The sequence below is a fragment of the Chamaesiphon sp. genome (assembly GCF_041738855.1).
Lineage (GTDB): Bacteria > Cyanobacteriota > Cyanobacteriia > Cyanobacteriales > Chamaesiphonaceae > Chamaesiphon.
In genome coordinates, this window is record NZ_JBGSPA010000177.1 from 1 (window position 1) to 20,053 (window position 20,053).

Here is a 20,053-nt window from a genome sequence, read left to right on the forward strand (position 1 = left end):
GCTTTAGGGTCGGATGATTTGATTAGTTACAGAATTGGGTTAGTTTGAAAGAATGCGAACGCCCTGGCTCTCCCACTAACCAATTTACCTAGTTCCTAGAACCTAGTTCCTAAAGCCTAAAACCTAAAGCCTAAAACCTAAAGCCTAAAGCCTAATTAAAATGAGATTAATCGATCTAAAACCCAAAGTGGGTTCCAAACATCGCAAACGCCGCGTCGGACGCGGTATTGCTGCCGGACAAGGTGCCAGCGGCGGTTTTGGAATGCGGGGACAAAAGTCTCGCTCTGGTAGCCCTACCCGTCCTGGATTTGAAGGTGGTCAAATGCCCCTCTATCGGCGGTTGCCCAAACTCAAGCACTTCCCGCTCATCAATCAGAAACTCTACACCGTAATTAACGTTCGGTGCCTATCTGAATTACCAGCCAATAGCGAAGTCACCTTAAAATCACTGATGACTGCTGGGATCGTCACCACCAATGATGGCCCATTGAAGCTATTAGGTGATGGCGAACTTACGGTCGCGCTCAATTGTAAAGCGGCAGCTTTCACCACTGGCGCGAGAACCAAGATTGAAGCCGCTGGTGGCACTTGCGAAGTAGTTTAAGATGTTTTCAGCTCCTGACTTATCGCGATCGCCAAACTAGATTGAATCCAGCACTGCCGCTCACACAAGATCGGTACTGCTGGATTCTTTTTTAAAAACCCCAGAGTCAACTTGAAAATTGTATACTAAATCTCATCAAGGTAACAGTTCTCAATCTTATTTCAGTCTCGATCTTAAATAAATTTTTAGAGGTAATTTTAGATGGACGCTAGTAGAGAAAAAGCACCGTCAGTCCAAGAAACATTCGTACAGATGGCTCAGGCTGCTGGTTTGAGAGGGCGAATTTTTGTCACTCTCGGCTTGCTGATTTTAGCGCGGTTGGGTACTTTTATTCCCATCCCTGGGATCGATCGCGTGGCTTTCGCCAATGATATTAAAAATAGCCCAGTCATCGGCTTTTTAGATATCTTTTCGGGTGGGGCATTATCCACGGTGGGAATTTTCGCTTTGGGGATTATTCCGTACATCAATGCCTCAATTATCATTCAATTAATGACAACGGCTCTCCCCGCGCTTGAAAAACTCCAAAAGGAAGAAGGTGAAGCCGGACGACGCAAGATTTCCCAGTATACTCGTTATGTAGCTCTGTTCTGGGGGATTGCCCAAAGTATCGGAATTTCGCTCTGGCTCCAACGCTACGCACTCCCTGGGAATGAAGGGATTTTCTTTACTGTCAGCACGGTGATGGCCCTAACGGCTGGCTCGATGTTTGTCATGTGGATTTCCGAACTGATCACCGAGCGCGGTATTGGTAATGGTGCTTCACTGTTGATTTTTCTGAACATTGTGGCGGTTTTACCCAAGTCGTTGGCAGATACATTTAATCTCGCTCAAAGTGGTGATAGTTCGATCGTCACGCGGACAGTAGTACTACTCGCCGTATTCGTAGTTATGACTGTAGGGATCGTTTTCGTCCAAGAAGGAACGCGCCGAATTCCAATCATCTCGGCGCGGCGTCAAGTCGGACGGAGAATCCAGCGCGAACGCACTAGCTATCTGCCCCTGCGCCTCAATCAAGGTGGGGTAATGCCGATTATTTTTGCATCCTCAGTATTGGTGTTACCTAGTGCGCTAGCATCTTTTGCTGGTAAAGGTGTCGGTGCTGATGGTAACCTCAATCCAGTCAGTCAGGCAGTAGTGAGTATCGCCAACTTCCTCGCACCTGGAACCGCCGCTTATGTGGCATTCTATGTGGTCTTAATTGTCTTTTTTAGCTACTTCTATAGCTCCCTAGTTGTCAATCCGGTCGATATGGCCCAAAACCTCAAAAAAATGGGTGCGAGTATCCCTGGTGTCCGTCCAGGGGTAGCTACAAGCAAATATATCGAAGCGATCCTATCTCGACTCACACTTCTTGGTGCAATATTTCTAGGTGTGGTGGCAACTGTCCCGACAGCGATCGAAAGTGGTCTCGGTGTCAGTACCTTTAAGGGCTTCGGGGCAACTTCCCTACTGATTTTGGTGAGTGTCGCGATCGATACTGCCAAACAAGTCCAAACTCTCGTAATCTCTCAACGTTATGAAGGGATGATTGGTAAGGACTAGGAATTAGGCTTTGGGTTTTAGGCTTTAGGTTTTAGGCAGGAATATCTTTGCTTTAAAACCTTTGAAACCAATAGCCCAACTCCTGCTCTTATTACCTAACACCTAAAGCCTAATACCTAATACCTAAACTATGACTCGACTAATCTTCCTCGGTGCCCCTGGTGCGGGTAAAGGTACCCAAGCTCAACTATTGGCTCAATCCTGTGGTATTGCCCATATTTCGACTGGGGATATCTTACGTGCTGAAGTCAAAGCGCAAAGCGAATTAGGTCTCAAAGCTAGGTCCAATATGGATAAAGGCGAATTGGTACCTGACTCGCTGCTGCTGGATATGATTCGTGGACGATTGAGCCAAGCAGATGCTGTCAGTGCAGGTTGGATTTTAGATGGGTTTCCCCGCAATGTCGCTCAAGCAGAATTTCTCGATCGCTTACTCACTGACATTGGGCAAAAATGCGATCTGGCGATCGATCTACACGTCCCGCAGGAAAGACTAGTAGAGCGATTGCTCAACCGCGCCACGATCCAAAATCGTCCTGATGACACCGAGGAAGTGATTCGCAGGCGGTTGGTGGTATATGAAGAGCAAACAGCACCACTGATCGATTACTACCAGCTCGAGGGCATTCTCCGCAGTGTTGATGGCGATCGCGAATTAGCCGAGGTGACTCATCATCTCGAAGCACTGGTTAAGTAGTTATTTTTAGTGAGCTGGGGGATCTACCCACCCCACTCTACGGGCAGCGGTTCGCGCCCACCTCTGTTCCCCGACGGTTTAGCGGATGCGCTCCCGCCTTTGTTCCCCACTGGTCGGGTCACCCGCCCAGTTGACCATGGAAGCGCACCAAGCAGCGAGTCAAGACACCCCTCCAAGGAGGGGATTTTCCAGCACAGCATTTGCGCTGTTAAAATAGAAGAAGCAGTGTCGGGATTAACCATCCACCATCCACCATTCACCATCCACTATTCCAATTCGAGGTAAATATTAATTGTCTAAACAAGATTTGATTGAAATGGAAGGCACGGTGACAGAATCCTTGCCTAACGCCATGTTTCGAGTAGATCTAGATAACGGGTTTAATGTACTTGCCCATATCTCTGGTAAAATCCGCCGTAACTATATTAAAATTCTGCCTGGCGATCGCGTCAAGTGCGAACTTACTCCTTACGACCTCAGTAAAGGACGAATCACATACAGGCTGCGGAATAAGAAGTAGCTAGCTGCCGCGATTCGGTTCCCAAATTCAGGGCTGCTTCCATCTGGTGGATCGTCTCCAGTTAAATTGTCGCGTAATTACTACTGACAATTAGTTAGAAAATGTTATAATATTAAGCTTGCAGTGTTGACTAAATTGGCATGAAAGTCCGAGCGTCTGTCAAAAAGATTTGTGAAAAATGTCGCGTCATTCGTAGACGTGGCAGGGTGATGGTCATTTGTATCGTCCCGAAACATAAACAACGTCAAGGTTAGATGACTAGTCCAGGTTGCTAGTTAGTCATTGACACCAGTATCGATTCCATGGCGATCGACCGAAAAGTATGGAGTGGACGAGTTGCTTCAGTCCCAAACCCAACTTTTTCACAGACCGATCGACCAACCTCAGAGCAAAGTATAGTGGAGAAACAAGTGTGGCACGGATAGCAGGTGTAGACCTCCCTCGCGACAAACGCGTGGAGATCGGTCTGACATACATCTTTGGTATTGGTCTAACCAGAGCCAAAGAAGTATTAGCAAAAACAGGTGTAAATCCCGATACCCGAGTGAAGGATTTATCAGAAGCTGACGTTGCCCTTCTGCGGGAACGCGTCGAAGGTGACTACCAGATCGAAGGTGACTTACGTCGCTGGGAATCAATGAATATCAAGCGATTGGTAGACATTGGTTCTTATCGAGGACGTAGACACCGGATGGGCTTGCCAGTTCGCGGTCAGCGTACGCGCACCAATGCACGTACCCGTCGCGGTCGCCGCGCTACCGTTGCTGGGAAGAAAAAAGCTCCTGGCAAGAAATAAAATGGTTCGATGGTTGTGGCAACCTAGCAATAGCCAATTGGCGATTAGTAACTTCAGCTCTTGTCTACCAACAACAATGGTAGCAATGCCGCTGGTTGCTCCTCGCCAATTAGTGTGTCTAAACCCGTCGTCACAGCTAGGCTCTGGTCTATATTAACCAAGCAAATCGAACTCGCTCCGCAGCCGATGTTTCATCGATTACCTCAGTGATTTTTTTTAATACATAGACCGACATGGCTCGACAACCTAGTAAAAAGACTGGCCCCAAGAAGCAAAAGCGCAATGTTCCCAACGGCGTAGCTTATATCCAGTCAACATTTAACAACACCATCGTCACTATTTCTGATGCCAACGGAGATGTCATCTCCTGGGCTTCAAGTGGATCGAGTGGATTTAAAGGCGCGAAAAAAGGTACCCCCTTTGCTGCCCAAACAGCCGCCGAAAGTGCTGGGAAACGGGCAATGGATCAGGGAATGCGTCAGCTTGAAGTAATGGTCAGCGGACCTGGTGCGGGTCGTGAAACAGCGATTCGTGCCCTCCAAGGTGCGGGGTTAGAAATCACCCTAATTCGCGACGTTACGCCAATTCCTCATAATGGCTGCCGTCCGCCCAAGCGACGGAGAGTTTAGATTAATTATTTATAGTTCGTAGGAGCGGCAGCGGCATCACGCCAATGTTAGCGATCGTGAGTTATGAGTTGTTAGGTCGAGAAAAGATTATTTGGCTCCATAGCCGTAATCTGCAACAAGTTTACATGTAAGTACAAACTGGGTAGGGAGGTCACTCTGTGGCGCAGTTTCAGATCGAGTGTGTCGAGTCTAAGACCGAGTCAAATCAAAGTCAATATAGTAAGTTTATCCTGGAACCTCTCGATCGAGGTCAAGGGACAACCATCGGTAACTCGCTCCGACGGGTGTTGCTGTCCAACTTAGAAGGGACAGCAATCACGGCGGTACGAGTAGCTGGGTTAATTAGAGACGAAAAAACTGGCGTAAAATCCGGTACGGTCAACCACGAGTTTGCAACCTTGGTCGGTGTGCGGCAAGATGTTCTAGAACTTCTGCTGAACATGAAAGAGGTCAAGCTCAAGAGTTACACATCTCAACCGCAGATCGGGCGATTGAATGTGACAGGGCCAGCCGAAGTTACAACTGCTGATTTTGAGTTACCTTCGGAAGTGGAAGTCGTCGATCCCCACCAATATGTGGCTACCGTCGCTGAGGGTGGCAAATTGGAAATGGAGTTTCGGATCGAGCGCGGTAAAGGCTATCGATCGGTAGACAAGTTCCGCGAACAAGGTCTAGCAATGGATCTGCTCCAAATCGATGCTGTCTTTATGCCGGTGACGCAGGTTAACTACACCACCGAAGATGTGCGGATCGATGGTGCCGTCGAGAAAGATCGCCTGATCCTCGAAATTTGGACAAATGGTAGTCTGACCCCCCAAGAAGCACTGAGTGACTCCGCCAAAATATTGGTCGATCTGCTCAATCCGCTCAAGGACATCAGCTTGGAATCCTTCCAACCAGAGTATCCAGATGAGGAAGATCCTTCCAATCAAATTCCGATCGAAGAGTTGAATCTCTCCGTGAGAGCTTATAACTGTCTGAAACGAGCACAGATTAATTCTGTCTCCGATTTGATGGGTTACACCCAAGAAGATCTCTTAGAGATCAAGAACTTCGGTCTCAAATCCGCTGAGGAGGTCATCGAAGCCCTCGAAAAACGACTGGGGATCAAACTCCCCCACGATAAATCAGTGAAAGTCTGAGCAGATCGGGGCGCAGTAATCGCGATCGAGTAGCGGTCTTGATAATACCGATTATCACCACCAACTCGAACAATTCGCGACCTACTGTATCGCAAGACCCCAAGGGAGTTTGATCGTAAAAGTCTATCGAGTTGCCATCAAGGTAACTTCACCGAATCGTAGGGTGTGTTATGGCGAAGTGTAACGCACCAGTAGAAACAGTTTTGTAGGGTGGGCACTGCCCACCATCTAGATTTCAGCCATTATCTATATTAATAATATCTGCATCTACCTACAAAGCTCGATCGCCAAAGTCTAAGAGCTACCGCTAAGGTGGCTCACACTAGACATTTAGTCCACATCGGGATGCTCACAAGGTAACTCGATGATTAGTAAAACAAAGGAGAAATATAATGCGTCATCGCTGTCGTGTGGCAATGCTGGGTAGACCAGCCGACCAACGAAAGGCACTGTTACGGTCTTTGACTACCGAACTGATCCGCCACGGTCGGATCACCACTACTCTGGTCAAGGCTAAAGCCATGCGCCCAGAAGTTGAGAGAATGGTCACCCTCGCCAAATCTGGTACCCTGGCAGCACGGCGGATCGCGCTGGGCTACATCTATGACAAAGATCTCGTTCATGCTTTGTTTGAAGCAGCACCCGAGCGTTATGGTAGCCGTCAAGGTGGCTACACTCGCGTCGTACGCACAGTCCCCCGTCGGGGTGACAATGCCGAAATGGCCATCATCGAAATGATGTAGGTCGATAATATCGCTACCTGTTAATTGTGAATTAATGGCGACCAAGAACCAAAAACTCATAACTAACGGGACTCAGCGGGTTGCGCTGGTCATTCAGTATACAGGTACCAACCTGTGTGGCTGGCAAAAGCAACCTCACGAACGGACAGTCCAGTCCGAGCTAGAAAAATCGATCGCGGACGTACTCGGTCAACCAGTGGATATCTATGGTGCCGGACGCACAGATAGCGGCGTTCATGCTGCGGCGCAAGTTGCCCATTTTGACAATCCGAGTGTGATTCCCGCTCACAAGTGGGCATCGGTACTCAACAATCGGTTGCCTGATGATATCGTCATCCGCGCTTCCGCGCTAGTTACCGATGATTGGCACGCCCGCTTCTCTGCCCTCTATCGACGGTATCGGTACACCATCTATACCGAGCGACGACCAAATTTATTTGTACGTCCCTATAGTTGGCACTACTACCACGAACCACTCGATCTAGAGCTGATGCAGGCTGCGGTAGTTCCGATGTTGGGCACCCATCATCTGGCTGCCTTTCACCGGACGGATTCTGGACGATCGCATTCCTGGGTCAATATCCAAGATATTAGCTGCGAACGATCGGGTGATTTTGTCCATATCGAGATCCAAGCCAATGGATTCTTGTACGGGATGGTACGGCTGCTAGTCGGAATGCTCGTCAGAGTGGGAAATGGCGATCTATCAATTGCTGAATTTACCAACATCTGGCAATCCGAGCAACGCTGGCAAGTCAGACATTCGGCAACAGCCAGAGGGTTGTGTCTGCTCCGAGTCGGATATGCAGACTTTCCCTTCCCTGAGTCAGCCTGGTACGATACCCAACCCCAATTTTTATTGCCAACTTACGGGGATTAAAATCCCTATACTAACTGATATAAGATCGTGGAAAAAACCTACTTACCACCAACTAATAATACCGCTGATGCCAAGTGGTACATCATCGACGCCGCCGACCAACGACTCGGACGGCTAGCCAGTCAGATCGCCATGGTACTACGGGGAAAAAATAAACCCACCTTTACACCCCACATCGATACTGGTGATTTCGTGATCGTCATCAATGCCGAAAAAGTCCAGGTCACAGGCAAGAAAAGCACTCAGAAAGTCTACAGAAGACACTCTGGTCGCCCTGGTGGGATGAAAACGGAAGTTTTCGCCAAATTGCAAGTTCGCATCCCCGAGCGGATTATCGAACAGGCTGTCAAAGGCATGTTACCCAAGAACTCAATGGGCAAACACTTATTTACCAAGATGAATGTCTACGCAGGTACCCAGCATCCTCATGCTGCCCAAAAACCTGAAGTCTTGGTCATCAAAACTACTCCTGGAGCATAATCATGGAAGCAACTCAACAACGGGCAGTATACTGGGGCACAGGTCGTCGGAAATCCTCGATCGCCCGCGTCCGCCTCGTCCCTGGCACTGGTCTACTCGTAGTCAACGGCAGAACTGGCGAAGACTATTTCAACTTTCAAAGTGGCTACATCTCCGCAGCGAGATCTCCCCTCGAAACCTTGGGTCTAGAAGGTGAGTATGACATCCTCGTCAATGCTCACGGTGGTGGTCTGACAGGACAATCCGATGCAGTGAAACTGGGCGTAGCCCGCGCACTGTGCGAACTCGATCCCAACAACCGCAAACCGCTTAAAGTCGAAGGTTATCTCACCCGCGATCCCCGTTGTGTCGAGCGGAAGAAGTACGGTCTGCACAAAGCCCGCAAAGCTCCTCAATACTCGAAACGTTAAATCGATTTTGTTTGTTGGTTATTGCTTATTAGCAGCTAAGATTGCTAGATTAAATAGTCAATAAGCATCGATTCATCGTTAACAACTAATTGTCAGGGGTTTAGGCTCTATTCAAACCCCTAATACCTAACACTTAATACCTAAAACATCTAAGATTGTGGCAAAAGCTGATATTCATCCTACTTGGTACCCAGACGCCAAAGTTTATTGCAACGGTGAAGTTGTGATGACTGTTGGTTCGACGCAGCCAGAACTCCGCGTAGACGTGTGGTCTGGCAACCATCCCTTTTATACAGGCACCCAAAAGATCATCGATACTGAAGGTCGGGTCGATCGATTCCTCAAAAAATACGGGATGCTAGATATGACTGCTCCTGCTCCCGAAGCTGCTGAAGAACAGAAGTAGCTGCAATAATTAAAAAAACCTAGGGGTGCGATCGATCCGATTTGCGTCTCTAGGTTTTTCAATATTAAAAAGCTCTAAAAAATTATTAAATCGTTACTATCCGATCGCTCGACCCGCTATGTTTACAATTTGCACTAAACGCGCCAAATAAAGCTTGGTGAATAGTTATGGCAAAGGCAAATCGATCGCAGCCGAATTCCACCAGACCACAATCCAGTAACGTCGTATATTCCTTAATATACCAAATAAGGTATATTAAGGAATATGGAAGATAAACCTATCGACTGGATCGGCACCTCAAGAGACGATATTTGTTCTTTTCCAGATGAGACTAAACGCAAAGCTGGTTTTGAACTGCGTAAAATTCAACAAGGGGAAGAACCTACCGATTTTAAACCGATGCCGACAGTGGGAAAGGGAGTGCAGGAAATTCGGATTAGAACCGAGGATGCCTATCGAATCTTCTATGTGGCGAAGTTTGAAGAATGTATCTACGTTCTCCACGCTTTCCAAAAGAAAACTCAAAAAACTGCCAAGGGCGATATCGAATTGGGTCAAAAAAGATATCTCAAAATGCTGCAAGCGCGAGAACTAATCGAGCAGGAGAATAATTAGGATGAGTAACGTAACTAAAGGTAGTGATAATGTGTTTAAGGATTTGGGATTTGGGGATGAGGAGGCTACAAACCTCAAAATTAGAGCAGATTTGATGATAAATCTGCAAAAGTTCATTAAATCCCAGAATTGGACGCAGGCGGAGGCGGCTAATTTTTTTGGGGAGACGCAGCCGAGAATTAGCAATTTGATGAATGGCGATATCGACAGGTTTGCGATCGATAAGTTGGTGCAAATGCTATCGCAAGCGGGAATGGAGGTTCGGATTGTCGTAACGTCACAAGTCCCTGTTTAGCGATCGAGAATCGAGTGTCGATCGACTCGATCCAGCCTACAACTGGAGGTGTGACTTTATCATAATTGCGCGTCTCTATGTTTTTCAATGTTTAATTTACATCCCCGTAAGAGTGGGTTTAAGCCAAAATTTGGGTACGGTAAAGATCAGTACCACGTAGCCCTCACTCCAAATAGGAACGCAGTCACATGAGCGCGAAAACCGCAGCATTAGCACAACTAATCGAGAATATGACACCGAATTCCACGGTGTTAGATCTGCGCGGCTATGGACTCGAAACTCTCCCAGAAGATATCGGTACTCTCACCTATTTAACCAAACTCAATCTCAATGGCAATCGTCTCACTAGCTTGCCAGAGAGCATCGGTAATCTGACTAATTTAACCGAACTCTACCTAAACGGTCATAAACTAACAACCTTACCCGAAAGCATCGGCAATCTGACTAATTTGACCAGGTTAGATTTGAATGGCGATCGATTAGAGTCATTACCAGATAGTATCGCCAATCTTACCAAACTAACCGAACTAAATCTTAATGGTAATCGGTTCGATCGAATTCTAGACGTTCTTCTCAATCTACCATATCTACAGGCGATAAATTTATCTGGAAATCCTTTGACCAATTTAGCGAATCTTAAAAATATCCATAATTTTAAAATATTTCGATCGCAAATTTACTCTAAATTTAAATTTGTCAAGCACAAGAGCAGTATCAAACTCATTACCGGAGAACAATATTTAGAGCAAATTCTATTGTGCTTAAGTGAATTCAAAAACTTGGTTTCGCTAAGTATAAATCGATTAAAAATCAATGATTATGTAATAAATACTTTGACCGACGTAAGTGATTGTCAAGTATTTAAAGAAAAGGCAATTGAAAGGATTTTGTCTGATTTAAGCAAGTTGCCAAAACTAATTGCATTTAATTGGCAGGTTGCTGGGGTGCATTTTAAACGATTTATATATATAAGCACAACAGGAGATACGGGAAGTTTCTCTTGCCTGATTCTATGGTGCAAAATAAAATCACTGCCAGAATGTCTAACTAATTTTACTGAATTGAACTCAATAAATATTAATGGCAATCCATTGAATGATTTGTCAATTTTGACAAGATTACCCAAGCTCAAATATGTTAGTTTCATGGGTGGACATCTTCATCGTCGTTATTGGGATAAATTTACTAAATGGCAACTTGAATGGTTGTTAGATGAAAATAATATATATATACGAAATGCTATTGCCGAACATGTAAAATTAGATATCGATGAATTGATCGAGCTTGCAATAGCAAATCATCATTCAACTGTTATTTTAAGCAATCTCAATCTAGTAGAATTACCAGTCAGTATAGGGAGTATTTCAGGTTTAACTAAATTAATCTTGAGGAATAATCAATTAACTTCTTTGCCAGCAAGCATTGGAAACCTTACTAATCTAATAGAAATAGATCTGAGGAATAATAAATTAGACTCACTACCAGATAGCATAGGTAATCTAATCAATTTAGAAACTCTTGACCTGGCAGTTAATCAATTTACTAGCTTGCCTTATTGCATTGAAAATCTTTCAAATGTATCTAAAATATACTTGTATGGCAACAACTTGTCTGATTTATCAATACTCAATAAATTACCTAATCTTAAAGATTTTTATTTTTTCGGGGTCAACCTACCGTGTCGCTACTGGACGAAATTTAGTGAATGGAAGCATGAATGGTTATTAGATGAAACAAATGCAAAAATCAGACAAGTTTTAATAGATCGAGTTGGAAATGAAGAAATTTGAGAAGCGTTAAAAGCGGTAAATCAGATTTATTTAATTACTATCATTAATTTATATGCGACTATTTATTCTTTATCACTTCTATCACTTCTAGCGACTCAACTATCGATACTAACCATAATATTGGGTTTCGCATAGCTCAACCCAACCTACACCCTTTTAAATCCTCATTGGTACGCTCGCGCTTGCGCGATAACACACCATACCCTCTACTCCCTAGACTCATGGCAGAATCATATTTACTCGATAAACTCAAATCCGTCGAACAAACATTTCACGAACTTACCCGCAAGCTTGGCGATCCAGATATTGCTAGAGATGCCAGTGAAATGCAACGGATCGGTAAAGCTCGTGCCGCACTCGAAGACGTTGTGGAAACCTTCGATTTGTGGAAACAAGCTCAAGAAGATTTAGTCGGAGCCAGACAAATTGTCAAAGAATCTGGCAACGATCTCGAACTTCAAGAAATGGCATCGATCGAAGCTGGAGAACTCGAAGCCAAGAGCGACGAACTCGAACGCCAACTCAAAGTTTTACTATTACCCAAAGATCCGAATGATGATAAAAATATCATGTTAGAAATTCGGGCGGGTACTGGTGGTGATGAAGCTGGAATTTGGGCGGGGGACTTGGTGCGGATGTATTCGCGCTATGCGGAAACCCAAAACTGGAAAGTCAAACTAGTCAGCGAAACTTTAGCAGAGATGGGCGGCTTTAAAGAAGCAGTCCTGGAAGTTCAGGGCGAACAGGTATATAGTCAACTCAAATTTGAGGCTGGCGTCCATCGCGTCCAACGGGTACCGCTCACCGAATCCGGCGGACGCGTACATACATCTACCGCGACTGTCGCCATCATGCCCGAAGTCGATGAGGTGGAGATCTTCATCGATCCTAAGGATATCGAAATGAGTACCGCTCGATCGGGTGGTGCTGGCGGTCAAAACGTCAACAAGGTAGAAACAGCGGCGGATTTATTTCACAAACCGACGGGGATTCGGATCTTTTGTACTGAAGAACGATCGCAACGTCAGAATAAAGAACGCGCGATGCAAATCTTGCGGGCGAAGTTGTACGACATTAAGCTCCGCGAACAACAAGAAGAAGTAACTTCAATGCGCCGCTCTCAGGTTGGGACTGGTTCGCGATCGGAAAAAATTCGCACCTATAACTATAAGGACAATCGTGCTACCGACCATCGACTTGGGCACAATTTTGGTCTGGAGAAGGTGCTATCTGGCGATCTAGAAGAGGTAATTCAAAGTTGTATCTCTCAAGACCAACAAGAGCGATTAGCCGAGCTAGCAGCCTCTACAGGTGGCTAATTTGCGATCGTACTCGTAGGTTGGGTAGCGCGAAGCAAAACCCAACCTACAGATGGTTGTAAATTGGTAAATTCAATAGTGAGATGAGGGAATTATGTATAAGTTGGGTTGAATCACAAAACCCAACCTATAACCAGCTATTGGTAAAGCTTCTCAAACCTCAATCTTGAAAATAATTTCTATGTCTAGATTAACTGAGCTGTTAAATCAAATCGAGCATTGGGCATCCGAGTACAACCCAGAGGAATACCACAAAATTGACATGGCATCTGGATTAACTATCGAACAGATTCAAGCTTACCTTGTCGGAAAACCCTATCAACTGCCAACAGAGATTGTTGACCTTTATCAATGGCATAATGGTGGAAATGGTTCGCTGTTTCCATATCCAGACGGACTCTATAATGAACAAGAATTTTTATCTTTAGGCATTGGCTTGGGAACAGGGGAAGACTGGGAGCAGGAGTATTGTCCAGGGAAACATTTGTTGTGTTTGTTTGCTCTCGAAGGAAATTACTACTGGACAGTTTTGCCAGAAACACCACAAGAGTTTGCACCCATCTATTCTAGTGATGAACCAGATTTTGCAACAGCTACACCTGGCTATCCTAGTCTCACTGCTTTTCTAGAAAAAGAAATCTCTCAACTAAAGTTTGCTTGAAAAATTAATTAATCCTTGAGTAATAAAATTTAGGGTAGGGGCAATTCATGAATTGCTAGTTTTTGATACCTAACCCCGTTTCATTGCTCGATCGATATCACGTTTATCGTCTCTCTTCTTGAGATCTTCCCGCTTATCGTGGAGTTTCTTACCTTTGACTAAAGCCATTGTCACTTTGACCTTACCCCGCTTCAGGTACATCTTCAACGGCACCAAAGTTAAACCCTGCTGCTCGACTTTGCCAGTCAGCTTGCGGATTTCGGCTTTGTGCATCAACATTCTGCGGGTGCGGGTGGGTTCGTGGTTGAAATACGCGCCTGTCGCCGTGTGGGGTGAAATGTGGGCATTGAGTAGCCAGATTTGTCCCTGTCTCAATAAGCCATAACCATCGCGGAGGTTGGCTTTGCCCGCCCGAATTGATTTTACCTCCGTTCCTAGTAACTCGATCCCCGCTTCGTAGGTTTCGAGGATTTCGTAGAGGAACCGAGCTTGCCGATTGTCGGCAACGATTTTGATACTATCTGATTTTTCTTTCTCGCTCATACGTCTATTTTACTATTGACTAGCGTGGGTGTCCAAGTACCCGACTCGATCGCTAGTCCACAGAGCTAATATCTGGATCTTTGGTACCAATAGAGTGTAACTTTATCTAAAGATCTGGACTAATCTGGGAAATTTGGTATAGTTAATTCCATTCGAGCCAGTGCGATCGTTCTATGTTGAGATGGTATGTCTAGATCGAAGGTCACGCGCTAGCCTGTGTCGATCGCAAAGAATGCGGATCTAGTCAGGGATTGTTGATGCCAACCTAGCAAACCGCCATCGCGCTGTTACCGATGTGAGCTGTTTGAGAAATCAGCAATCTCGATCGACTGTGTGAGTGAGATCGATACTCTGCCATTTCCGTCAGGACGACGATCGGGTAACAAATGTAGATCGAAAACAAACAATTATTGGTATGATAACGCCTGTTGCTAAGGCTGACTCTAGCTGGCTATGAGGAAATATTATGGGTAACTCTATTGATTTTGGCGGTCGTCCGATTCATTTTATCGGGATCGGGGGGATTGGGATGTCAGGACTGGCTTATGTGCTGACTAGACGTGGCTTGCCCATCTCTGGTTCCGATCTGCGAGCGACCAACATTACTCACAAGTTGGCGTTAGCAGGCGCGGAGATTTTTACCAAGCAAGATGCTAGCAATTTAGCATTTTTCGATGGTTGCCCAGCTCACCAAACGCCGCAAATCGTCTGCTCGACTGCGATCGGCCAAACCAATCCCGAGCTGGCTGCGGCGATCGATCGCGGCTATCCGATCTTTCATCGATCGGATGTCTTGGCGGCGACGATCGCCGAATATTTGAGTATCGGGGTAGCGGGTACCCACGGCAAAACTACGACTAGTAGCGCGATCGGTTATATGTTGGTGGCGGCTGGTGTCGATCCGACGATCGTCGTCGGTGGGGAAGTGACGGCTTGGGATGGCAATGCCAGAGTCGGGAAGAGTCAGTATTTTGTCGCTGAAGTTGATGAGTCTGACGGCTCACTAGTCAAGCACTCACCCAAGATCGGGGTGATTACCAATATCGAGCTGGATCATCCCGACCATTACAAGAGCTTGGAACAGGTAATTGACACTTTCACCATCTTTAGCCAGCAATGTGAAGTGACAATTGGCTCGATCGATTGTAAGATCGTCCGCGATCGGATTAAGCCGACAATTTCTTATAGTGTTGAACCTGGACAGGTTGCTGACTATCTAGCGACGGAGATCGATTATCATGCTGCCGGAACTTCAGCCCAAATATATGAATTCGGCAAATTATTGGGCACCCTAAAGTTAGAGGTGTTGGGCAAACACAACTTGAGCAATGCTTTAGCGGCGATTGCAGTAGGTCGAAAGATTGGTTTAGACTTTGCAGCAATTGCCACTGGGTTAGCGAGTTTCAATGGTGCCAAACGCCGCTTTGAGCTTCGAGGATATCAGAATGACATTACCTTTATCGATGACTACGCTCACCATCCTAGTGAGATCTTGGTCACACTGAGTGCCGCCAGGTTGCGCGTAGGACGAGATCGTCGCGTCGTCGCGATCTTCCAACCCCATCGCTACAGCCGTACCTTAGAATTTCTGACTGAGTTTGCCCAATCTTTTAAAGATGCTGACTTGGTAATCATCACAGATATCTATAGTGCGGGTGAGGCAGATACTGGAGTCATCAGTGGCGAACAAGTAGTCGCCCAAATCGGTCGCTATCATCCAAATGTCCGGTATGAACCGACGCTTGAGGCTGTCTGCCAATTGCTCACTCACCAGCTCCAACCCAGTGACATTTGCTTGTTCTTGGGTGCGGGTAATCTCAACCAAATTATTCCAAACGTAGTGGAGTTTTATCGAACCAATTCCCCGCTCACTCGATCGGAAGCTGTAGCCTAATCTTCAATGTTTAGTGTATTATCAATGCTAACTCGTGCATAACTAAGCTGTTAACACATCAAATCAGATCGCTCCAATCGCCTAGAGCTGTCACAAATATCCCGCCGATTTCTTGTTGCTAGTGACTTAAATCAACTACCTTTCCTCCTATGACACTCTCCCAAGATCGATCGCCCGCAGTAAATACTCAGCTTCAGCCAGCAGTGACTACCAACCTCGATCGAGATGTGGAGATTCCAACAGATCTTCGGATCAGATCGGATGTCTCGCTCAAAGGTTTGACAACGTGGAAAGTCGGTGGTGCGGCACAGTGGTATCTGGAGCCTCATACTATCCCTGAAATCCAAGCGGGATTGGCATGGGCACGGCAACGCAATCTAGCGATTACCGTAATTGGGGCGGGGTCGAACTTATTGATTAGCGATCGCGGTTTGGACGGATTGGTAATTTGTACGCGCCATCTGCGCCATCTGAGCACACAGTTCGATCGGGAGACTCAATCGATCGTCGCTGATGCGGGGAGGATGGTCGCCAGCATCGCTTGGCAAGCAGCGCGAAGGGGTTGGGCTGGAATGGAGTGGGCAGCAGGCATCCCAGGAACTCTCGGCGGTGCTGTGGTGATGAATGCTGGCGCACATGGGCACGATACTCAAGAAATTTTGGTCAGTACCGAGGTGTTAAATCTAGATGGGTCGATCGAGACCCGCACCAATCAGGATCTCAACTACAGCTATCGCCGCTCCAATCTGCAAGGTGGCACCCAAATCGTCATTAGTGCCACCTTAAAATTGCTAGCAGCCAGCGATCGCGAAGCGGTCGAAGCCCGCACCTACCGCGATCTAGAACAACGTCATAGCAAGCAACCTTACGATCGACCGAGCTGTGGCAGCGTATTTCGCAATCCGACCCCAGCATACGCAGCGGCTCTAATTGAAGGTTTGGGACTCAAAGGCTACCGGATTGGGGGTGCGGAAGTCTCCACTCTTCATGCCAATTTTATTATTAATAGCAAAGATGCTACCGCCACCGATATTCGATCGCTGATCTATTACGTCCAAAGCCAAGTAGCAGCCCATCACGCGATCGAACTCGAACCAGAAGTGAAAATGCTCGGAGAGTTTTAGGCTTTAGGAAATTACCAAGTAAGAGCTAAAAACTCTCACCCATACATTGGGTAGAATAAGTAAGATAGGCTCGGCAGCGATCGAAATTTCTTTTCCCTAAAGCCTAAAGCCTAAAGCCTAAAGCCTAAAGCCTAAAGCCTAGTTCAAAGAACTGCCGGATACCCTCACCCGCGAATTCCCTGACTCCAGTAAGATGGAATATCGTCTAGATTGACTAACACTTAAAAGATTATGACTCAAGGAAAAGGATTTGGTGGCTTCGGTCTCGGCAAGATGAAAGAACTTGCTGATGCCTTCAAAAAAGCCCAACAAGTACAAGAAGATGCCAAGAAGCTCCAAGAGGAACTAGAGCAAATGGAAATCGAAGGCGCGGCAGGTGGCGTCACCGTCGTCTTGAGCGGCAACCAAGAGCCGCGTAGAGTCAATATCGGAGCTGATGCTGCTGGCAAGAGTCCCGAAGAACTCTCGCAACTAGTTCTCGATGCGATGATGGATGCCTATGACAAGTCCACAGCCACCATGCGCGAACGGATGGAACTACTTACCAGCGGCTTAAATATCCCTGGATTGTAAGTTTGGTAACTAGTAACTGTTAAAAGTTAATCAATAATGTGGGTATTGCTGTACTAGCGGATGTCAGCAGTACCCTCTTTTATGTCGGTACGATCGGTGAGTTTGCCATTTTCCACTAACTACTATTTGAATGGATTCTGTCGAACAGAAATATCGTCGCATCAGAAAGGATTTGCAGCGGGGTGGCTTTGCCTTAACATTGCTATTTGTTGCTGGAACACTGTGGTATGCACTAGTGGAGCGATGGCACTGGTTGGATGCGGTATATATGACCGTGATTACCCTAACCACAGTCGGATATGGTGAGACTCAATCCTTGGGAGATCGGGGACGTATTTTTACGATCGCCTTAATCTTAGCTGGGGTGGTGACGATCGGTTATATTGTCAATCGATTTACAGAGGCGCTGATTGAAGGCTATTTTGTAGAAGGTAGAAGACTTAGACAACAACGAAAACTCGTGGAATCTTTAGCCGACCATTTTATCATCTGTGGATTTGGACGGATCGGACGCCAAATTGCCACTGAATTTGCAGCAGAAGGGACAACGTTTGTCATTGCTGATGCTAGCATCGAGCAGGTAAAAATCGCTCAAGATGAGGGATATAACGCGGTGCAAGCTGATGCCACCCTGGATGAAACGCTACTCAAGCTAGGAGTAGAAAAAGCCGTCTGTCTGGTAGCAGCCCTACCTTCTGATGCTGAAAATCTGTATATCATTCTCTCAGCTAAAACCCTCAATCCTAAAATTCGGGCGATCGCGCGGGCGAGTAATGAGGAAGCCGTACTCAAGCTCCAACGCGCTGGGGCGGACAAAGTGATCTCTCCCTACATCACTGGTGCCAAACGCATGGCAGCGGCAGCTTTACGCCCCCAGGTAATGGATTTTATGGATGGGATCGTGGCCAACGATCGATCGTTTTACATGGAGGAATTTCTGATCGATGGGGCGACTTGTCCGGTAGCGGGTTTGTCGCTGCGAGCAGCTAGGTTGCGCTCTCAATCTGGCTCTTTAGTATTAGCGATCCGCCGCCGCGATGGTCATTTGATTGTGGGGCCAACTGGCGAGACAATTGTGATGGCGCAGGATATGTTGATCTGTATGGGGACGGCAGATCAGTTACGGGTATTAAATCAACTTTTAGCTCCACTTACTCCCAGTAGCGATCGCGGTTAAATCACAAGTTCAATAAATTCTCCCTCGCCATTGTTTCGGTGTCTGAATTGCCGAAATAAAGATGCGGAGAACGGCAAAGGGATCGGCAAGTGGTGACAACCAAAATGACAACGCCGCGAGCGAAAACTTCTCTCGATAATAAGAGGGATAAATTGCGAGTAGTAAGGCAAATCGGATCGCTACTAAAAATAGATTTAGCGCAAATAATAACTGTAAAGTCAGAAATGAATCCCCCCAGCCCCAACCACTCCAGATCGTCAGAGTTAACGGTAGCGGTAGCCCTTGGACGAGGAATAATAAAGCCAAATCGCTCCATAACTGAGTCCGTGTCGTCGCATCCTTGAGATCGAGCGAGCGACCCCATTCTCGCCAAGTTTCAGCGATCCCCGCATACATTCGCACCCGAATTACCTGCGCGCCGTCCAGAAATCCTACTTTAAAACCTTGTTTTGCAGCATTACGTGCCAGGGTGACATCATCACAAAAAGAACCCGCCGCGCTAGTATAGCCACCCAACTGTACCAATACCTGACGACGACAGAGGAAACATTGTCCATTTGCCATCACCCGATCTGGTGGTTGATTTCTCACTCCTGACGAGTCAAACCGATAGAGGAGCGTCATCAATAGCGCAGGTTGCAACCACCATTCCCCCAAATCGGTGAGGATAAATTGGGGTGACAATGAGACTAGATCGTAGCCCTCTTCGATCGCAGCGGCGATCAGACTGGCAACTAGCCCTGGCTGAGGCTGTGTATCCGCATCGACACCCAGCACCCATTCACTCTCAGGCGCACTAGCCAAGAATCCATAATGCAACGCCCAGGGACGACCCACCCAACCAGCAGGTAACGGATCGTCCGTGAGGAGCTGGAAGCGGGAGTCCTCCACCGCCGCCGCCGTGACGCGATCGCGCGTACCATCCTGGGAATTACTATCGACAATCAAAATCTCTCGCACCTCGTTGCCTTGCTGACTCAATCCCGCTAGACAAGGTGCAATCCGATCGACTTCATTGAGTGTCGGTACTACCACACTCACGCTGCGCGATCGATCGGGTGTCGAGCTGCTCGGTGTCAGTGGTGGACGTCGTACCGCCCCCTTCACCAACCGAGACAGCAAGATCGCACTCGCCGCGCCCTGGCATAGCAATAATCCCAAGGCAACAGCTCCTAATATTTCCTCATTCACTCAGCTTGCTCATTGTTGA

24 protein-coding genes are annotated in these 20,053 nt (G+C 46.8%); 22 read left to right on the forward strand and 2 right to left on the reverse strand.

Annotated features, from left to right (window positions below; translation table 11 throughout):
• The first annotated feature begins 160 nt into the window (after positions 1-160).
• From rplO to ACEW9I_RS18730, 18 genes are all read left to right on the forward strand, one after another.
• Positions 161-604, forward strand: a complete 444-nt coding sequence (gene rplO, locus ACEW9I_RS18645) for a 50S ribosomal protein L15 (RefSeq protein WP_373541832.1) — start codon at positions 161-163, stop codon at positions 602-604.
• Positions 605-805: 201 nt separating this feature from the next.
• Positions 806-2,149 (forward strand): preprotein translocase subunit SecY, encoded by a 1,344-nt coding sequence (secY, locus tag ACEW9I_RS18650; RefSeq protein WP_373541833.1) that lies wholly within the window; start codon positions 806-808, stop codon positions 2,147-2,149.
• Positions 2,150-2,279: 130 nt separating this feature from the next.
• Positions 2,280-2,846, forward strand: coding sequence for an adenylate kinase (locus tag ACEW9I_RS18655; RefSeq protein WP_373541834.1), 567 nt, complete (start codon positions 2,280-2,282; stop codon positions 2,844-2,846).
• A 292-nt stretch (positions 2,847-3,138) separates the two neighbouring features.
• On the forward strand, positions 3,139-3,366 hold the full coding sequence (infA, locus tag ACEW9I_RS18660; protein WP_295616782.1) for a translation initiation factor IF-1: 228 nt from the start codon (positions 3,139-3,141) through the stop codon (positions 3,364-3,366).
• Between the two features lie 140 nt (positions 3,367-3,506).
• Entirely contained in the window at positions 3,507-3,620 is a 114-nt protein-coding gene (gene rpmJ / locus ACEW9I_RS18665; protein ID WP_373541835.1) for a 50S ribosomal protein L36, read from the forward strand.
• A 158-nt stretch (positions 3,621-3,778) separates the two neighbouring features.
• Complete coding sequence (gene rpsM, locus ACEW9I_RS18670) at positions 3,779-4,162, forward strand: 30S ribosomal protein S13 (RefSeq protein ID WP_373541903.1); 384 nt, start codon at positions 3,779-3,781, stop codon at positions 4,160-4,162.
• Between the two features lie 233 nt (positions 4,163-4,395).
• Positions 4,396-4,791 carry a 30S ribosomal protein S11 gene (rpsK, locus tag ACEW9I_RS18675; protein WP_295616775.1) on the forward strand — a complete coding sequence of 132 codons (396 nt, stop codon included), beginning with the start codon at positions 4,396-4,398 and terminating at the stop codon, positions 4,789-4,791.
• Between the two features lie 158 nt (positions 4,792-4,949).
• Positions 4,950-5,933 (forward strand): DNA-directed RNA polymerase subunit alpha, encoded by a 984-nt coding sequence (locus ACEW9I_RS18680; RefSeq protein ID WP_373541836.1) that lies wholly within the window; start codon positions 4,950-4,952, stop codon positions 5,931-5,933.
• A gap of 392 nt (positions 5,934-6,325) precedes the next feature.
• Positions 6,326-6,676, forward strand: a complete 351-nt coding sequence (gene rplQ / locus ACEW9I_RS18685; protein WP_373541837.1) for a 50S ribosomal protein L17 — start codon at positions 6,326-6,328, stop codon at positions 6,674-6,676.
• A gap of 34 nt (positions 6,677-6,710) precedes the next feature.
• Positions 6,711-7,556 carry a tRNA pseudouridine(38-40) synthase TruA gene (truA, locus tag ACEW9I_RS18690; RefSeq protein WP_373541838.1) on the forward strand — a complete coding sequence of 282 codons (846 nt, stop codon included), beginning with the start codon at positions 6,711-6,713 and terminating at the stop codon, positions 7,554-7,556.
• A 27-nt stretch (positions 7,557-7,583) separates the two neighbouring features.
• Complete coding sequence (gene rplM, locus ACEW9I_RS18695) at positions 7,584-8,036, forward strand: 50S ribosomal protein L13 (protein WP_373541839.1); 453 nt, start codon at positions 7,584-7,586, stop codon at positions 8,034-8,036.
• A 2-nt stretch (positions 8,037-8,038) separates the two neighbouring features.
• Positions 8,039-8,446, forward strand: a complete 408-nt coding sequence (gene rpsI / locus ACEW9I_RS18700; RefSeq protein WP_373541840.1) for a 30S ribosomal protein S9 — start codon at positions 8,039-8,041, stop codon at positions 8,444-8,446.
• Between the two features lie 157 nt (positions 8,447-8,603).
• A complete protein-coding gene (gene rpmE, locus ACEW9I_RS18705; RefSeq protein ID WP_373541841.1) occupies positions 8,604-8,852 on the forward strand; it encodes a 50S ribosomal protein L31 in 249 nt (82 codons plus the stop codon).
• 264 nt (positions 8,853-9,116) lie between these two features.
• The gene (locus ACEW9I_RS18710) at positions 9,117-9,467 is read left to right on the forward strand and encodes a type II toxin-antitoxin system RelE/ParE family toxin (RefSeq protein WP_373541842.1); all 351 of its coding nucleotides are present in this window, start codon (positions 9,117-9,119) and stop codon (positions 9,465-9,467) included.
• Between the two features lies 1 nt (position 9,468).
• The gene (locus ACEW9I_RS18715; RefSeq protein WP_373541843.1) at positions 9,469-9,762 is read left to right on the forward strand and encodes a helix-turn-helix domain-containing protein; all 294 of its coding nucleotides are present in this window, start codon (positions 9,469-9,471) and stop codon (positions 9,760-9,762) included.
• A gap of 188 nt (positions 9,763-9,950) precedes the next feature.
• Entirely contained in the window at positions 9,951-11,552 is a 1,602-nt protein-coding gene (locus tag ACEW9I_RS18720; RefSeq protein WP_373541844.1) for a leucine-rich repeat domain-containing protein, read from the forward strand.
• 221 nt (positions 11,553-11,773) lie between these two features.
• Complete coding sequence (prfA, locus tag ACEW9I_RS18725; RefSeq protein WP_373541845.1) at positions 11,774-12,871, forward strand: peptide chain release factor 1; 1,098 nt, start codon at positions 11,774-11,776, stop codon at positions 12,869-12,871.
• Between the two features lie 181 nt (positions 12,872-13,052).
• Positions 13,053-13,532, forward strand: coding sequence for a hypothetical protein (locus ACEW9I_RS18730; RefSeq protein ID WP_373541846.1), 480 nt, complete (start codon positions 13,053-13,055; stop codon positions 13,530-13,532).
• Positions 13,533-13,601: 69 nt separating this feature from the next.
• On the opposite strand, the gene smpB is transcribed toward ACEW9I_RS18730, so the two are convergent.
• Entirely contained in the window at positions 13,602-14,075 is a 474-nt protein-coding gene (smpB, locus tag ACEW9I_RS18735) for an SsrA-binding protein SmpB (RefSeq protein ID WP_373541847.1), read from the reverse strand.
• A 466-nt stretch (positions 14,076-14,541) separates the two neighbouring features.
• On the opposite strand from smpB, the gene murC reads away from it, so the two are divergent.
• From murC to ACEW9I_RS18755, 4 genes are all read left to right on the forward strand, one after another.
• The gene (gene murC / locus ACEW9I_RS18740; protein ID WP_373541848.1) at positions 14,542-15,969 is read left to right on the forward strand and encodes a UDP-N-acetylmuramate--L-alanine ligase; all 1,428 of its coding nucleotides are present in this window, start codon (positions 14,542-14,544) and stop codon (positions 15,967-15,969) included.
• 149 nt (positions 15,970-16,118) lie between these two features.
• The gene (murB, locus tag ACEW9I_RS18745; protein WP_373541849.1) at positions 16,119-17,093 is read left to right on the forward strand and encodes a UDP-N-acetylmuramate dehydrogenase; all 975 of its coding nucleotides are present in this window, start codon (positions 16,119-16,121) and stop codon (positions 17,091-17,093) included.
• A 231-nt stretch (positions 17,094-17,324) separates the two neighbouring features.
• Positions 17,325-17,666 carry a YbaB/EbfC family nucleoid-associated protein gene (locus tag ACEW9I_RS18750; RefSeq protein WP_373541850.1) on the forward strand — a complete coding sequence of 114 codons (342 nt, stop codon included), beginning with the start codon at positions 17,325-17,327 and terminating at the stop codon, positions 17,664-17,666.
• A 130-nt stretch (positions 17,667-17,796) separates the two neighbouring features.
• The gene (locus tag ACEW9I_RS18755) at positions 17,797-18,843 is read left to right on the forward strand and encodes a TrkA family potassium uptake protein (RefSeq protein ID WP_373541851.1); all 1,047 of its coding nucleotides are present in this window, start codon (positions 17,797-17,799) and stop codon (positions 18,841-18,843) included.
• A 9-nt stretch (positions 18,844-18,852) separates the two neighbouring features.
• Here the strand turns inward: ACEW9I_RS18755 and cruG are convergent, their stop codons facing one another.
• Entirely contained in the window at positions 18,853-20,034 is a 1,182-nt protein-coding gene (cruG, locus tag ACEW9I_RS18760; protein ID WP_373541852.1) for a 2'-O-glycosyltransferase CruG, read from the reverse strand.
• Positions 20,035-20,053: the final 19 nt, after the last annotated feature.

What these genes read in the sequence shown, in the direction of transcription:
- rplO (WP_373541832.1), top strand. Translation starts at nt 161, where the DNA reads ATGAGATTAATCGATCTAAAACCCAAAGTGGGTTCCAAACATCGCAAA.
- secY (WP_373541833.1), top strand. Translation starts at nt 806, where the DNA reads ATGGACGCTAGTAGAGAAAAAGCACCGTCAGTCCAAGAAACATTCGTA.
- ACEW9I_RS18655 (WP_373541834.1), top strand. Translation starts at nt 2,280, where the DNA reads ATGACTCGACTAATCTTCCTCGGTGCCCCTGGTGCGGGTAAAGGTACC.
- rpmJ (WP_373541835.1), top strand. Translation starts at nt 3,507, where the DNA reads ATGAAAGTCCGAGCGTCTGTCAAAAAGATTTGTGAAAAATGTCGCGTC.
- rpsK (WP_295616775.1), top strand. Translation starts at nt 4,396, where the DNA reads ATGGCTCGACAACCTAGTAAAAAGACTGGCCCCAAGAAGCAAAAGCGC.
- rplQ (WP_373541837.1), top strand. Translation starts at nt 6,326, where the DNA reads ATGCGTCATCGCTGTCGTGTGGCAATGCTGGGTAGACCAGCCGACCAA.
- truA (WP_373541838.1), top strand. Translation starts at nt 6,711, where the DNA reads ATGGCGACCAAGAACCAAAAACTCATAACTAACGGGACTCAGCGGGTT.
- rpsI (WP_373541840.1), top strand. Translation starts at nt 8,039, where the DNA reads ATGGAAGCAACTCAACAACGGGCAGTATACTGGGGCACAGGTCGTCGG.
- ACEW9I_RS18710 (WP_373541842.1), top strand. Translation starts at nt 9,117, where the DNA reads ATGGAAGATAAACCTATCGACTGGATCGGCACCTCAAGAGACGATATT.
- ACEW9I_RS18715 (WP_373541843.1), top strand. Translation starts at nt 9,469, where the DNA reads ATGAGTAACGTAACTAAAGGTAGTGATAATGTGTTTAAGGATTTGGGA.
- ACEW9I_RS18720 (WP_373541844.1), top strand. Translation starts at nt 9,951, where the DNA reads ATGAGCGCGAAAACCGCAGCATTAGCACAACTAATCGAGAATATGACA.
- prfA (WP_373541845.1), top strand. Translation starts at nt 11,774, where the DNA reads ATGGCAGAATCATATTTACTCGATAAACTCAAATCCGTCGAACAAACA.
- ACEW9I_RS18730 (WP_373541846.1), top strand. Translation starts at nt 13,053, where the DNA reads ATGTCTAGATTAACTGAGCTGTTAAATCAAATCGAGCATTGGGCATCC.
- smpB (WP_373541847.1), bottom strand. Translation starts at nt 14,075, where the DNA reads ATGAGCGAGAAAGAAAAATCAGATAGTATCAAAATCGTTGCCGACAAT.
- murC (WP_373541848.1), top strand. Translation starts at nt 14,542, where the DNA reads ATGGGTAACTCTATTGATTTTGGCGGTCGTCCGATTCATTTTATCGGG.
- murB (WP_373541849.1), top strand. Translation starts at nt 16,119, where the DNA reads ATGACACTCTCCCAAGATCGATCGCCCGCAGTAAATACTCAGCTTCAG.
- ACEW9I_RS18750 (WP_373541850.1), top strand. Translation starts at nt 17,325, where the DNA reads ATGACTCAAGGAAAAGGATTTGGTGGCTTCGGTCTCGGCAAGATGAAA.
- ACEW9I_RS18755 (WP_373541851.1), top strand. Translation starts at nt 17,797, where the DNA reads ATGGATTCTGTCGAACAGAAATATCGTCGCATCAGAAAGGATTTGCAG.